The sequence below is a fragment of the Rheinheimera lutimaris genome (genome assembly GCF_013283795.1).
Classification (GTDB): domain Bacteria; phylum Pseudomonadota; class Gammaproteobacteria; order Enterobacterales; family Alteromonadaceae; genus Alishewanella; species Alishewanella lutimaris.
Genome location: NZ_JABSOD010000004.1, coordinates 17,195 through 30,803, shown reverse-complemented (window position 1 = coordinate 30,803; position 13,609 = coordinate 17,195). Strand labels below are relative to the sequence as shown.

Annotated in this window: 13 protein-coding genes; 11 read left to right on the top strand and 2 right to left on the bottom strand. The window is 49.0% G+C overall.

The features are described from left to right. Nucleotides 1-104: 104 nt before the first annotated feature. Entirely contained in the window at nucleotides 105-1,268 is a 1,164-nt protein-coding gene (locus HRH59_RS04710; protein ID WP_173500123.1) for a DcaP family trimeric outer membrane transporter, read from the top strand. Nucleotides 1,269-1,352: 84 nt separating this feature from the next. On the opposite strand, the gene rne is transcribed toward HRH59_RS04710, so the two are convergent. Beyond that, nucleotides 1,353-4,406, bottom strand: coding sequence for a ribonuclease E (gene rne / locus HRH59_RS04705; RefSeq protein ID WP_231702399.1), 3,054 nt, complete (start codon nucleotides 4,404-4,406; stop codon nucleotides 1,353-1,355). 500 nt (nucleotides 4,407-4,906) lie between these two features. On the opposite strand from rne, the gene rluC reads away from it, so the two are divergent. Together rluC and HRH59_RS04695 are read left to right on the top strand one after the other, a co-directional pair. Beyond that, nucleotides 4,907-5,860, top strand: a complete 954-nt coding sequence (gene rluC / locus HRH59_RS04700) for a 23S rRNA pseudouridine(955/2504/2580) synthase RluC (protein WP_173500122.1) — start codon at nucleotides 4,907-4,909, stop codon at nucleotides 5,858-5,860. A 4-nt stretch (nucleotides 5,861-5,864) separates the two neighbouring features. Next, nucleotides 5,865-6,551, top strand: coding sequence for an HAD-IA family hydrolase (locus HRH59_RS04695; protein WP_231702398.1), 687 nt, complete (start codon nucleotides 5,865-5,867; stop codon nucleotides 6,549-6,551). A 97-nt stretch (nucleotides 6,552-6,648) separates the two neighbouring features. On the opposite strand, the gene HRH59_RS04690 is transcribed toward HRH59_RS04695, so the two are convergent. Continuing rightward, nucleotides 6,649-7,278 carry a Maf family protein gene (locus tag HRH59_RS04690; protein ID WP_269435435.1) on the bottom strand — a complete coding sequence of 210 codons (630 nt, stop codon included), beginning with the start codon at nucleotides 7,276-7,278 and terminating at the stop codon, nucleotides 6,649-6,651. A gap of 129 nt (nucleotides 7,279-7,407) precedes the next feature. On the opposite strand from HRH59_RS04690, the gene yceD reads away from it, so the two are divergent. From yceD to fabF, 8 genes are all read left to right on the top strand, one after another. Further along, the gene (gene yceD / locus HRH59_RS04685) at nucleotides 7,408-7,935 is read left to right on the top strand and encodes a 23S rRNA accumulation protein YceD (RefSeq protein WP_173500121.1); all 528 of its coding nucleotides are present in this window, start codon (nucleotides 7,408-7,410) and stop codon (nucleotides 7,933-7,935) included. 16 nt (nucleotides 7,936-7,951) lie between these two features. After that, nucleotides 7,952-8,116 (top strand): 50S ribosomal protein L32, encoded by a 165-nt coding sequence (rpmF, locus tag HRH59_RS04680; protein ID WP_008223049.1) that lies wholly within the window; start codon nucleotides 7,952-7,954, stop codon nucleotides 8,114-8,116. Nucleotides 8,117-8,122: 6 nt separating this feature from the next. After that, nucleotides 8,123-9,163 (top strand): phosphate acyltransferase PlsX, encoded by a 1,041-nt coding sequence (plsX, locus tag HRH59_RS04675; RefSeq protein WP_173500120.1) that lies wholly within the window; start codon nucleotides 8,123-8,125, stop codon nucleotides 9,161-9,163. Nucleotides 9,164-9,169: 6 nt separating this feature from the next. Next, entirely contained in the window at nucleotides 9,170-10,129 is a 960-nt protein-coding gene (locus HRH59_RS04670) for a beta-ketoacyl-ACP synthase III (RefSeq protein WP_173500119.1), read from the top strand. 33 nt (nucleotides 10,130-10,162) lie between these two features. Further along, nucleotides 10,163-11,098 (top strand): ACP S-malonyltransferase, encoded by a 936-nt coding sequence (gene fabD / locus HRH59_RS04665; protein WP_173500118.1) that lies wholly within the window; start codon nucleotides 10,163-10,165, stop codon nucleotides 11,096-11,098. Nucleotides 11,099-11,107: 9 nt separating this feature from the next. Beyond that, nucleotides 11,108-11,854 carry a 3-oxoacyl-ACP reductase FabG gene (gene fabG / locus HRH59_RS04660; RefSeq protein ID WP_178089477.1) on the top strand — a complete coding sequence of 249 codons (747 nt, stop codon included), beginning with the start codon at nucleotides 11,108-11,110 and terminating at the stop codon, nucleotides 11,852-11,854. A 136-nt stretch (nucleotides 11,855-11,990) separates the two neighbouring features. Beyond that, complete coding sequence (acpP, locus tag HRH59_RS04655; RefSeq protein ID WP_068231583.1) at nucleotides 11,991-12,227, top strand: acyl carrier protein; 237 nt, start codon at nucleotides 11,991-11,993, stop codon at nucleotides 12,225-12,227. An 80-nt stretch (nucleotides 12,228-12,307) separates the two neighbouring features. Beyond that, nucleotides 12,308-13,546, top strand: a complete 1,239-nt coding sequence (gene fabF / locus HRH59_RS04650) for a beta-ketoacyl-ACP synthase II (protein ID WP_173500117.1) — start codon at nucleotides 12,308-12,310, stop codon at nucleotides 13,544-13,546. The last annotated feature ends 63 nt before the right edge of the window (nucleotides 13,547-13,609 follow it).

Genomic DNA, 13,609 nt, shown 5'->3' with positions numbered 1-13,609 from the left:
TTTAGCGCTGATTTGCGACTAAAGGCTAATTGCAGTAACTGCAGTAGTAAACCAAAGTTGAAACGAAAATTACCATTACAAGAAAAAACACGGAGAGACGGCAAATGAAAAAAATAACAACTGTATCTTACCTCGCTGCCTGCATAGCCCTTGGCGCCGGCAGTGTGCAAGCTGCGGGTTTCGATATTGGTGGCACTAATGTTACCTTTGGTGGCTATGTAAAACTGGATGCCATGGTAACTGAAACATCAGACGGTGAAATTGGTAACTTTCTGGGCCGGGATTTTTATGTTCCCTCATTGACTCCGGTCAATCCCGGAGCTGATAGTGCAACACGGTTTGATATGCATGCCCGCCAATCACGCTTTTTCTTCTCTACTGCCACCGAGCTGGAAGACGGCAATAAAATTACCGGTCATCTTGAGTTCGATTTTATGACCAGTTTTAATAATAACGACGAACGGACGACGAATGGCTATAGCCCGGTGCTGCGGCATGCCTTTATTAAATACAAAAACTGGACACTGGGCCAAACCTGGTCGAACTTTATGGATCTGGCGTCACTGCCGGACACATTAGACTTTGTTGGTAACCCGGATGCCGCTATCTTTATCCGCCAGGCACAGGTGCGCTACACCCACGGTAACTTTGCCTTCGCGGTAGAAAACCCTGAAAGTACGGTCTCTCCTGTAGGCGGTGCGGGTCGTTTTACCACAGACGATAATGCCACACCGGACTTTACCGCCAGCTACAATTTGAAAACAGATTGGGGTGTGGTTAAAGTGGCCGGCTTACTGCGTCAAATTGCAATTGATGATGGCACTTTTGATGATGAAGTAACCTCTTACGGTTTATCGGTTAGCACCAAAATTGATTTTGCTAACAAAGACGATATTCGTATTACATTAAATACCGGTAAAGGTCTGGGTCGTTATGTTGGTTTAAATACTGTTAACGGCGCGGTGCTGGATGCTGACGGCAATCTTGAAGCTATTGATGTGACCGCATTCTCTGTAGCTTATCGCCATTTGTGGAATGATCAATGGCGTTCTACCTTCCTGTATTCTACTTTGATGGCGGATAACGACACGGCGTTAACCGGAGTGGGCGCAACTAAAACCACCCAGAGCTACAGTGCTAACCTGCTGTACCAAGCCACGAAAAAGCTGATGGTAGGGGTTGAGTACAAGTTTGCTAACCGTGAAGTGGAGTCAGGAGCTGACGGCGATATGAACCGTATTCAGTTCAGTGCTAAATACGATTTCTGATTAGCATTTAACGCCAATAAAAAAGCCAGACATCGTCTGGCTTTTTTGTGTTCAGCGCATCATTGATGCGCCTGGCAAAGCAGATTATTCATCTGCTTTAGGTTTGGTCATCGGTGCTGTGACTGCCTGACGGGCGAATGCTGAACCGGCAGGACGCTCTGAACTGGCAACGCTTGGCCGCGCTGCAGCCGGCGTGGCTACAGGAGCTTCGGCGCTTGCTGATGCAGTGCTGTCAACGGCTTCCGGTTTAGTCATAGTAGCTACTACCATTTGTGCATAACGGCCGCCTGCAGGTTTCGCTGCCGACTTAGGTGCCGCTGCTTTAACAGTTACAGCTTCCGGCTTAACAGCTACTTCAGCTATAGCTGCAACTTTCGTCTCTGCCTTTGTTTCAGCAGTAACCTCAGCTACCGGTGCAGCTTTTACGGCAGTAGCTGGTTCAGCGCTTGCTTCAGTGTTTACTGCAACATCTGCTTCGGCTTTATCTGCTTTTTTCGCGGCCGGTTTGCGACGGCTGCGTGGTTTTGGCTTATCTGCCGGCACAGCGTCAGCTGTTTCAGCTGTTGCTTCATTTGCTGTTACAGGAGCTACCGCTTCAGCTGTGTTTTGCACGGTAGCATCTGCAGTTTCTGTGGTAGCAGCTTGATCCTGTACATCGGCAACTGCTTCAGCTGCTTCTGTTTGCTCCTGATCTTTCTTACGCTTCTGACCAGCAGCGCGTAAATGACGCGGTGAACGACGGTTACGGCTACGTGGCTCTGCCGCTTCTTCAGTCGTTGCATCATTTTTAGCGCTGACAACTTCGGTCGTGCTGCTGTCAGCTACGGTCTCAACTGTCACAACAGTTTCTGCCGGTGCCGCAGTTACCGCGTCATTAGCTGTGCTTTCAACAACCGGATTGGCCGGTATTTCTTTTGTTGTAACAGCTTCTGTCGCTACCGCTGTTTGCGCTGTAGCCACGGTTTCTGCCACCGGTGCAGTAACCGCTGTGGTAACAGTTGCAGCTTCTGGCTTATCCATCCGCACTGACTTGCGAACATTACGCCGCTGGCGCCGCTCGGCAATACGTTGCGGTGCGCTGTCTTCATCGTCGTGTTCTTTTACTACCGGTGCTGCAGCAGGTTTATCCTGCGGCTTTCTTGCTTCCTGTTGCGGCCTTGGTGCACGCGCCTCTTGTGGCGGACGTTGTTGACGTTCCGGTTTGTTTTGCGCTGTATCGTCTTTTACCGCAGTTGTGGCGCGGTCTTCGCCTTCATTGCGACGACGCGGTTTATTACGGCGACGGTTATTATCACGGTTTGCATCACGGCCATTTTCGCGACTGCCGTCACGATTTGCATCACGGCTATTGTCACGGTTGCCATCACGATTACCACTGCGCTGATTAGTGCGCCCGGTAGCTTTCGCTGCCGGTTTAACTTCCGGTTGGCTTTCGGCCGGGCCAAATACTTTACCAAACCAGTTGCTTATTGCTTTAAACAATCCGCCTTGTGCCGCCGGTGCTGCCTCAGCTGTTGCTTTAGAGGCAGGGCGTGCTGCGCTGCTGTCGGCAATATTAATAGCAGAAATAGCCGGTTTTTCTTTTACTGCATCAGATGCCGGTTGATACAAGGTGGTGGTCGCTTCAGGCGCTTTCACCATGTTGTAGCTGACATCATCAATTTCTTCGTCGATACGGATACGGATCACTTCATGGTTTGGTGTTTCCAGATGTTCGTTCGGAATAACAAACACGCGGATACCATGGCGGGTTTCAATGCGGCGCACTGATTCACGCTTTTCGTTCATCAGGTAAGTGGCGACAGACACCGGTACCTGAGCATGAATTTGACTGGTATTGTCTTTAATTGACTCTTCTTCAATTAACCGCAGGATAGACAGCGCAGAGGACTCAGTACTGCGGATAGTGCCGCGGCCATGGCAGCGCGGGCACACATGCGTAGCGGATTCACCCAGTGACGGGCGCAGGCGCTGACGTGACATCTCCAATAAACCAAAGCGCGAAATACGGCCGATTTGCACGCGGGCGCGGTCGTGTTTAACGGCATCTTTTAAGCGGTTCTCTACTTCGCGCTGGTGGCGTACCGGCGTCATATCAATAAAGTCGATAACGATCAAACCACCTAAGTCACGCAGGCGTAACTGGCGGGCAATTTCATCGGCCGCTTCCAGGTTAGTGTTAAACGCCGTTTCTTCAATATCGCCGCCTTTGGTGGCTTTAGACGAGTTGATATCAATAGCGGTTAAAGCTTCAGTGCTGTCGATTACGATAGAGCCGCCTGATGGCAGACGTACTTCGCGGCGAAATGCAGATTCAATTTGGGTTTCAATCTGAAAGTGCATAAACAGCGGCACTTCGCCTTGGTACAGCTTAACGCGGTGAGCGAAATCCGGGCGGAATTGTTGGATATAAACTTTAGCTTCTTCAAAAATACGCGGGTTGTCGATCAGGATTTCACCAACATCGCGGCGCAGGTAATCACGAATAGCGCGAAATACCACGTTGCTTTCCTGATGGATTAAAAACGGCGATGCGCGCTTTTGTGCTTCTTCAGTAATAGCCGACCAGTGCTTTAACAGCGCTTTTAAATCGTAATCCAGTTCTTCATAAGATTTACCGACACCGGCAGTACGCACGATTAAACCCATGCCATCCGGCATTTCTAACTGGCCTAATGAATCTTTTAATTCCTGACGCTCGTCACCTTCGATACGGCGGGAAATACCCCCGGCACGCGGGTTGTTCGGCATCAGCACCAGATAAGAACCGGCAAGGCTGATAAAGGTGGTTAAAGCGGCGCCTTTTTGGCCGCGTTCTTCTTTATCAATTTGGATAATAACTTCCTGGCCTTCTTTTACCACTTCTTTGATGTTCGGACGACCATCGAAACTGTAACCGGCAGGGAAGTACTCGCGGGAGATTTCTTTCAGGGGTAAAAAACCATGGCGATCAGCACCGTAGTCAACAAAAGCCGCTTCTAAGCTTGGCTCAACGCGGGTTATTTTACCTTTGTAAATGTTGGCCTTTTTTTGTTCGTGGCCGGGACTTTCTATGTCTAAATCGTACAGTTTCTGGCCATCGACCAGTGCAACGCGGATTTCTTCTTCCTGCGTCGCGTTAATTAACATTCTTTTCATCGTTAGTGACTCGCATTTTGCAGCCACAACGCAGCCCTGCGGGCACCTGCGTGTTCAGACGTTATCAAACACTAATGGGTGCAGTCTCACGACTGGAATGTCTGAAGAAACCAAATTGTCACTGCTTAGGCCTTTATGATGGCAGAGCAGTTTATGCTGTTTTCGTTTTTGGATCTGAAACACACCGCCTTACGGCGCTGCGTTATAGCAATATCTTTTATGCTCTGGTTGACCGGAACTCATGTTTTGCCGCTGTTGATAACAGATTACGCAACATTATCTCAGGCAAATGGCGTTTGGTTTACGCCGGGGGTATAAAAAACGTTGGTTTTCACCACGATTTCGGTATGATCAGTCCCCCAAGCGCTGCCGCACAAATTCTCTTACGTCACTTTGAGCGCCCTAATTGCCAGTTTTTGGCATAATTAGCGGGGTGATTATCCCACTAATGTGCAGCCGATAGCAACTGAAATCTAATATTAGCAGAGTATTCAAAACCCATGAGCGATGAAATCAAGTTACCTGTGCAATTAATTGAAATAGAACCTGATTTTATTGGGCAGCGTATAGATAATTTTTTACTTGCACGGCTCAAAGGCGTGCCGAAAAGTGTTATTTATCGGGTTTTGCGCAAAGGTGAGGTGCGAGTGAACAAAAAACGCATCAAACCTGAATACAAACTGCAGCAGGACGACGTGGTGCGCATTCCGCCGTTAACCGTTGCGGCAGAAGGCGAACCGGTATCGGTAAAGTTATCGATGGTGAAAAATCTCGAGCAACATATTTTATTTGAAGATAACGATTTGATTGTACTTAATAAACCTTCCGGCATGGCGGTGCACGGTGGCAGCGGTTTGCAGTTTGGCGTGATAGAAGCATTGCGGGCCCTGCGGCCATTGGCGAAGCACCTGGAGCTGGTGCACCGGCTGGACCGTGATACCTCAGGTTGTTTGCTGATTGCCAAAAAACGCTCAGTGCTAACTCACTTACATGAGCAATTGCGTAATAAAACCGTTGAGAAAAAATACTGGGCACTGGTCGCCGGTGACTGGGACAACAAGGTGCGCAAAGTTACTGAGCCGCTGAAAAAGAATACTCTGCAATCCGGTGAGCGGGTAGTGCGGGTAGATGAGCGGGAAGGCAAGCCGTCAGAAACCCGCTTTCGTATTCTGCAACGCTACCGGGAAGGTACCCTGGTCGAGGCATTTCCGGTAACCGGCCGTACCCATCAAATTCGGGTGCATACTGCCTGTACCGGACATCCTATCGCTTGTGATGATAAATACGGCGACAATGCTTTTACCACACAGATGCAGCAAATTGGCTTAAACCGACTGTTTTTGCATGCAAAAATTCTGAGTTTTATCCATCCGATGACAGAAACGACGATGCGGATCGAAGCACCGCTGGACCCGGTGCTGGAGCAAGCGCTGACAAAATTAACGAGAAAGTAAACTGATGCAGAATGTAGTAGATAAGCTTGTAGCAGATATGCCTGTGATGGATAAGGTGTCGCTGGTCATTTTTGATTGGGACGGCACCGTAATGGACTCTGTCGGGCGCATTGTATCGTCTATGCGGGCGGCGGCAGTGAAAGCTGAATTAATCGTGCCCAGCGAGTTTGCCGTTAAGCAGATCATTGGCTTAAGCCTTGATCCGGCATTTGATATGTTATTCCCGGGCGTTGAAGAGGCCAAACGTCAGCAGTTGTTTTCACATTACCGTGATCATTACACCTTATATGACACCACACCAACACCGCTGTTTGCCGGTGTTGAACAGGTATTACAGCAATTAAAAGATAACAACATTAAGCTGGCGGTGGCTACCGGCAAACAGCGACGCGGTTTAAAGCGGATGTTTGCTGAGACCGGGCTGGAGAAGTACTTCGACACCAGCCGCTGTGCTGATGAAGCGCAGTCGAAACCGCATCCGCAGATGCTGCAACAAATTCTGCATGAGCTGGATTTGCCGGCACAGCAGGCGGTGATGGTGGGCGATACCAGCCATGATATGAAAATGGCGCAAGCCATTGCGATGCCGCGTGTAGGCGTAACCCATGGTGTGCATGGCCGCGACGTATTAAGCCGGTTTGCACCCAAAGCCATTATTGATTCGATACCTGAATTATTGCAGGTTATTTAATCCTGATAGTTTTGGCGTCTCCGGTTTGCTCACGTCAACACGCCGTTAACCCTTCCCTGGGGGCTCGATTCGGCCATCCTGGCCTGCAACGGTTGACTTAGAGCAAGCCGGATCCACCTTTATGCTCATCCAAGAATAGCACATTAACGCCTTCATTTAACAGCATCTGGTTTAGCCGGATCAGTGGCAGGCCAATCAGGCTGTTGGGGTCGTCACCATTGAGTTTGCTAAACAGGCTAATGCCCAGGCCTTCGCTTTTAAAGCTGCCGGCGCAGTCCAGTGGCTGCTCTTTATCGATGTAGGCCATGATCTCGGCATCGGTCAAACTGCGAAAGCTCACGTTAAACGGCTCAACGATTACCTGTATATTGCCGCTTTGCGCATTAACCAGCGCCAGCCCGGTAAGAAAGGTTACCGTATTACCGCTAAAACGGCGTAATTGCGCCAGCGCGTTTTCTGCACTGTGCGGTTTGCCGATAATATCGTTGTTAAATAGTGCCACCTGGTCTGAGCCAATTACCAACCCAGCGTTTAAGCCCGCGGCAATGGCCTGAGCCTTGGCGATGGCCAAACGCCGCACCAATTGCTCCGCACTCTCGTTTGCCAGCGATGTTTCGTCAACCTCTGGCCTTGCGGTGTGAAACCGCGTTGTCAGCTTAGCTAACAGCTGTTGACGGTATTTTGAGGTAGAGGCCAGATACAGCGCTGGCAAAGCGGGCTCAGTCATTGATAAATAGTCTTTTTATGCAGAATAGGCCGCACTATAAACAGAATGATAAAAATGCGCGAGAAAAACGACAAATATCTGTCTGATCCCTTTGACAGCGCAGGGGCGCTTCTATATGATGCGCGCCTTATGCAAAAAGTAAAAATACCCGTTACTATAGATCCGGTTAAAGCAGCGCAAAAGCGCTCTGATTACGAAGGCTTTGTGCCGTTAGTAAATTTAACCCGGTTAACTCAAAGCCTGCTTAATCCGCAAGGCGAGGTAACGGTACGAGTTGAATGCGGTACTGATCAGCAAGGCCTGACTGTAATACAGGGTAGCGCTTCTTGCGAAGTGAGTGTAACCTGCGAACGTTGTAGCGAAAGCATGACCGTGTCGTTGGACTGCAATTTTGCATACACTCCGGTTAAGCCGGGTGATGACGCTGCTTTGGAGTTAATTCCTGAGCGTTACGACGTGATCGAGAAAGACGAACACGGCGAAATAAATTTACGACAGTTAGTGGAAGATGAGCTGATTCTGGCTTTACCACTGTTCCCAATGCACGACGAAGCGGTTTGCGCCGTTAGTGCGGCATTGATGAGCTTTGGTGATATCGGGCCTGAACCGGAAAAACCCAATCCTTTCGCTGTACTGGCAGAATTAAAGAAAAAGTGAGTTTAGGAGAAATACCATGGCTGTTCAGCAAAACAAAAAATCACGTGCACGTCGCGATATGCGTCGCTCACACGATGCATTAACTGGCCCAACGCTGTCAGTTGATTCTACTACCGGTGAAACGCATCGTCGCCACCACATCACTGCCGATGGTTACTACAAAGGCCGTAAAGTAAAATAAGTCTGGATGCAGCTGGTGCAGCCAACTAAGCTGACACTTGCATTAGACATGATGGGGGGCGATCACGGCCCCCATTCTACTATTCCTGCCGCTTTGGCAGCGATCTGTGAATTCCCTCAGTTACACCTTATTTTGTGTGGCGATGAAGCTAATTTAACTGAGCAACTGAAGTTGCACGGTGTTTTTCCGCATCCGCAATTAAGCCTGCGTCACAGTACACAAATCGTTACCATGGCCGATAAACCGTCGGTTGCCCTGCGCTCTAAACGCGACTCATCAATGCGGGTTGCGCTGGACTTAGTCGACAAAGGCGAAGTGCAGGCCTGCGTTAGTGCCGGTAATACCGGGGCGTTAATTGCCATGGCACACTTTGTACTGAAAATGCTCAACGGCGTAGACCGCCCGGCGCTGATCAGTGCGTTGCCGGCGATGGAAGGTAATCCGGTGTATATGCTGGATTTAGGCGCTACCGTAAACTGCGACGCTGATACCTTATTCCAGTTTGCCGTGATGGGCGCGGTAATGGCTGAAGAGGTGATTGGTATCAGTCAGCCTAAAGTGGCTTTACTGAATATGGGCGAAGAGGAAATTAAAGGCTCGGATCAGATAAAACGCGCATCAATGTTGTTGTCTGAATGTAACGACATTAATTACATTGGCTATATCGAAGGTAATGACATTTTTACCGGCAAAGCCGATGTGATTGTCTGTGACGGCTTTGTTGGCAATGTCGCGCTGAAAACCTGTGAAGGTGTGGCCAAACTCATCCTGCGCCGCTTTGAATCGAGCATTAAAGATAAAGTGACTGCACAATTATTCGGCTGGTTAATCAAACCTTTTATAAAAAACCTTTATCAGGGCGTGAACCCCGACCACTATAACGGTGCAAGTCTGATAGGATTGCGCGGAATTGTAGTGAAAAGTCATGGAAATGCGACTAAAGAAGCATTTCTCAGTGCCATCCGTCAGGCGGTGCGCGAGGTTGAACGCCAGGTGCCCGCCAAGATTAAAGACCGGTTGGAACACGTATTAATTGATAAAGCGTAGGTCCTCATGTATTCACGCATTATAGGTACCGGGAGTTATTTCCCGTCGCAGGTTCGCAGTAACGCTGATCTGGAATCGATGGTTGAAACCACCGACGAATGGATTATTGAACGTACAGGTATTAAAGAGCGCCGTATTATCGGTGACAACGAAACCGTCTCTACTATGGGTGCGCAAGCGGCATTAAAAGCCATTGAAGCGGCCGATATCGATAAAAACAGCATAGATATGATTATCTGTGCCACCACCAGCGCTTCCCGCGCATTACCCAGTGCGGCTTGTGAAATTCAACGTGAGCTCGAGATCCCGGCCATTCCGGCCTTTGACATTGCCGCCGCCTGTGCCGGCTTCTGTTATGGCCTGAGCGTAGCAGATCAGTATATTAAAAGCGGTATCGCCAAACGTATTTTGGTTATCGGCTCAGACTGTTTGTCGCGCTTAATATCACCGGAAGACAGAAGCATGGTGATCCTGTTCGGTGATGCCGCCGGCGCAGTAATACTGGAAGCGTCTGAGAAACCGGGTATTTTATCTACCCATATTCATGCCGACGGTAAATATTCGGAATTGTTGTATGTCGATAACCCAATTCGTGGTGATGAACAGTCTGTGCATCAATCCTGGGGCTCAATGAAGGGTAACGATGTTTTCAAAGTTGCCGTAACGAAATTATCTGAAGTGGTAGAGCAAACACTGGCGGCCAACAATCTGGATAAATCACAAATTGACTGGTTGGTACCGCATCAGGCAAACCTGCGTATCATCTCTGCTGTAGCACGTAAATTGGATATGTCGATGGACCAGGTTGTTATTAACCTGGACCGCTATGGCAATACCTCAGCGGCAACGGTGCCGACAGCGCTGGATGAAGCCATTCGCGATGGCCGTATTCAACGTGGCCAAACCTTATTACTGGAAGCCTTTGGCGGCGGTTTTGCCTGGGCTTCAGCGCTGGTTCGCTATTAAGCTTTAGCATCAAAATTTTCCGCAGGACTTAATATGACAACAAAACTTGCAATCGTATTCCCGGGACAAGGTTCTCAAAGTGTCGGCATGCTGGCTGATTTATATCAGCAGTTTGATGTGGTAAAAGACACTTTCACCGAAGCATCAAAGGCTTTGGGTTATGAATTATGGGCGCTGGTGGCCAACGGCCCTGAAGCTGATTTAAATGAAACGCATCGTACTCAGCCGGCGTTATTAACTGCCTCTGTTGCAGTGTGGCGCTTATGGCAGCAACAGGGTGGGGCACAACCGGCTTATTTTGCCGGCCACTCACTGGGTGAATACTCGGCATTGGTTTGTACCGGTGTCTTATCGCTGGCCGATGCGGTAAAACTGGTAGAAAAACGCGGTAACTATATGCAGCAGGCCGTGCCGGCGGGTGTTGGCGCTATGTCGGCTATTATCGGTCTTGACGATGCTGCTATTGCCTTAGCTTGTGAGCAAGCAGCACAGGGCGAAGTGGTGTCACCGGTAAATTATAATTCACCGGGCCAGGTGGTTATTGCCGGCCATAAAGCCGCAGTAGAGCGCGCCGGTGAGCTGTGTAAAGCTGCCGGTGCCAAACGTGCACTGCCGTTGCCGGTAAGTGTGCCATCACATTGTGCGTTAATGCGCCCGGCAGCGGAGCAATTAGCCGCCGACCTGGCGGCACTTAACTTTAATAGTGCTGTCATACCGGTGATAAATAATGTCGATGTTGCTATTGCAGCCGATGCCGCTGCGGTAAAAGATGCTTTGGTACGCCAGTTATACAGCCCGGTACAATGGACACAAACTATTGAATGGTTAGCGGCTCAGGGCGTAACTCATGTGCTGGAGCTGGGTGCCGGTAAGGTGTTAAGCGGTTTGATTAAACGTATAGATAAAAATATAACTGCTGCTTCGGTGGGCGACGTTGCTTCGCTACAAGCTGCATTAGCAGCAGAATAAGGATTAACCATGACAAATTTTATTTCTTTAGAAGGCAAAGTGGCGCTGGTAACCGGTGCCAGCCGCGGTATTGGTCGTGCCATAGCTGAGCAATTAGCTGCCCTTGGCGCCAAAGTTGTCGGTACAGCCACCTCTGAAAAAGGTGCTGAAGCTATCAGCGCTTACCTGGCGGATAAGGGTTGTGGCCTGGTGTTAAACGTTGGCGACACCGCTTCTATTGAACAATGTTTAGAGCAGATAAAAAACCAGTTTGGAGATATTGATATTCTGGTTAATAATGCCGGCATTACGCGCGATAATTTGCTGATGCGGATGAAAGATGAAGAGTGGTTTGACATTATGCAGACCAACTTAACCTCGGTATACCGTTTAAGCAAAGCAGTAATGCGCACTATGATGAAAAAACGTTTTGGTCGCATTATAAGTATTGGCTCTGTTGTCGGTTCTATGGGCAATGCCGGCCAAACCAATTATGCTGCGGCTAAAGCCGGGGTATTGGGTTTTACCAAGTCGTTGGCAAAAGAAGTAGCGTCACGTGGTATTACAGTTAATGCTATTGCGCCCGGTTTTATTGATACCGACATGACTAAAGAACTGTCGGAAGAGCAAAAACAAGCTATTTTTGCTCAGGTACCGGCCAACCGTTTGGGCCAGCCGGAAGAAATTGCTGCTACAGTGGCGTTTTTAGCGTCAAACCAGGCGGCTTATATCACCGGTGAAACAATTCACGTAAACGGCGGTATGTATATGGTGTAGGTTTATGTTGCTAAGCAGGTTTGACCAGCGCAAAATGCTGTTCTGTTTGCTTGCAACAATTCTGGCTTACGCATAAACTAGCGCCACACAAAATTGCACGAACTGTTGCGATTTATATGAGAAAAAGGAAGAAAAGATGAGCAACATCGAAGAACGCGTTAAGAAAATCATCATTGAACAACTGGGCGTTAAAGAAGACGAAGTTAAACACGAAGCGTCTTTCGTTGACGATCTGGGCGCCGATTCACTGGACACAGTTGAGCTGGTAATGGCGCTGGAAGAAGAGTTCGATACTGAGATTCCGGACGAAGAAGCTGAGAAAATCACTACTGTTCAGTCTGCTATTGATTACATCAAAGCACACGCTGAGTAAGTTATCAGCTTGCAGAACGGGTAGCTAAGCTACCCGTTTTCGTTTCAGGTCCGATGAAAATTTCCATGGCGGAGGGTTTTGTGGCAAAACGTCGTGTTGTAGTTACCGGTTTAGGCATGTTAACGCCGCTGGGTAATGATGTTGCCTCAAGCTGGCAAGGCTTACAGCAAGGTAAAAGTGGTATATCACTGATCGAGCATTTCGATACCAGTGCGTACACCACTAAGTTTGCTGGTTTGGTAAAAAACTTTGATGTAGAGCCGTTTTTTTCAGCCAAAGAGGCGAAAAAAATGGATCTGTTTATTCAGTATGGTGTGGCTGCCGGTATTCAGGCATTTCGTGACTCCGGTATCGAAATCACTGAACAAAATGCACCGCGTATAGGCGCCGCTATTGGCTCCGGTATCGGTGGTTTGGGGTTAATTGAAGAGAACCATACTAAGCTGATGAACAGTGGTCCTAAGCGGTTATCACCGTTTTTTGTGCCATCGACCATTATTAATATGATTGCCGGTCAGCTGTCTATTTTACTTGGCTTGCAAGGGCCTAATATCAGTATTGTTACTGCCTGTACTACCGGCGTACATAATATTGGCCATGCCGCGAGGATGATTAGCTACGGTGATGCCGATGTCATGGTTGCCGGCGGAGCGGAAAAAGCCTCTACGCCTTTGGGCATGGGCGGTTTTGGTGCCGCGCGGGCGTTGTCTACCCGTAACGATGCACCACAGCAAGCCAGCCGGCCGTGGGACAAAGATCGTGACGGCTTTGTACTGGGCGACGGTGCCGGTGTAATGGTGCTGGAAGAGTACGAACATGCTAAAGCCCGTGGCGCAAAAATTTACGCCGAACTGGTGGGTTTTGGTATGAGCGGTGATGCTTACCATATGACATCGCCTCCTCAAAACGGTGCCGGTGCAGCATTGGCGATGAAAAATGCGCTGAATGATGCACAGGTTAATCCGCAGCAGGTGGCATATATTAACGCGCACGGTACTTCTACACCGGCCGGTGATATTGCCGAAACCATGGCGATTAAATCAGTATTTGCGGCTAACGCAGACAAGCTGATGGTTAGCTCGTCTAAGTCGATGATTGGTCATTTGTTGGGGGCAGCCGGCTCGGTGGAGTCTATTATTACTGTGCTGTCACTGCAGGATCAAATTGTTACGCCTACCATTAATCTGGACAACCCGGATGAAGGTTGTGATCTGGACTATGTGCCACATCAGGCGCGCCAGGTGTCGATGGAGTATGCCTTGTGTAACTCATTCGGTTTTGGCGGTACTAACGGTTCTATTTTGTTTAAACGTGTTTAATTTGCTGTTTTAACACACATAATTTACCGTTATAACCAACAAAGGCTGCCAGGTGCAGCCTTT

Excerpts from the sequence above, each read along its gene's own strand:
- fabG (WP_178089477.1), top strand. The coding sequence starts at position 11,108 with ATGACAAATTTTATTTCTTTAGAAGGCAAAGTGGCGCTGGTAACCGGT.
- rluC (WP_173500122.1), top strand. The coding sequence starts at position 4,907 with ATGAGCGATGAAATCAAGTTACCTGTGCAATTAATTGAAATAGAACCT.
- fabD (WP_173500118.1), top strand. The coding sequence starts at position 10,163 with ATGACAACAAAACTTGCAATCGTATTCCCGGGACAAGGTTCTCAAAGT.
- HRH59_RS04695 (WP_231702398.1), top strand. The coding sequence starts at position 5,865 with ATGCAGAATGTAGTAGATAAGCTTGTAGCAGATATGCCTGTGATGGAT.
- rne (WP_231702399.1), bottom strand. The coding sequence starts at position 4,406 with ATGAAAAGAATGTTAATTAACGCGACGCAGGAAGAAGAAATCCGCGTT.
- plsX (WP_173500120.1), top strand. The coding sequence starts at position 8,123 with ATGCAGCTGGTGCAGCCAACTAAGCTGACACTTGCATTAGACATGATG.
- rpmF (WP_008223049.1), top strand. The coding sequence starts at position 7,952 with ATGGCTGTTCAGCAAAACAAAAAATCACGTGCACGTCGCGATATGCGT.
- HRH59_RS04710 (WP_173500123.1), top strand. The coding sequence starts at position 105 with ATGAAAAAAATAACAACTGTATCTTACCTCGCTGCCTGCATAGCCCTT.
- acpP (WP_068231583.1), top strand. The coding sequence starts at position 11,991 with ATGAGCAACATCGAAGAACGCGTTAAGAAAATCATCATTGAACAACTG.
- yceD (WP_173500121.1), top strand. The coding sequence starts at position 7,408 with ATGCAAAAAGTAAAAATACCCGTTACTATAGATCCGGTTAAAGCAGCG.
- HRH59_RS04670 (WP_173500119.1), top strand. The coding sequence starts at position 9,170 with ATGTATTCACGCATTATAGGTACCGGGAGTTATTTCCCGTCGCAGGTT.
- HRH59_RS04690 (WP_269435435.1), bottom strand. The coding sequence starts at position 7,278 with ATGACTGAGCCCGCTTTGCCAGCGCTGTATCTGGCCTCTACCTCAAAA.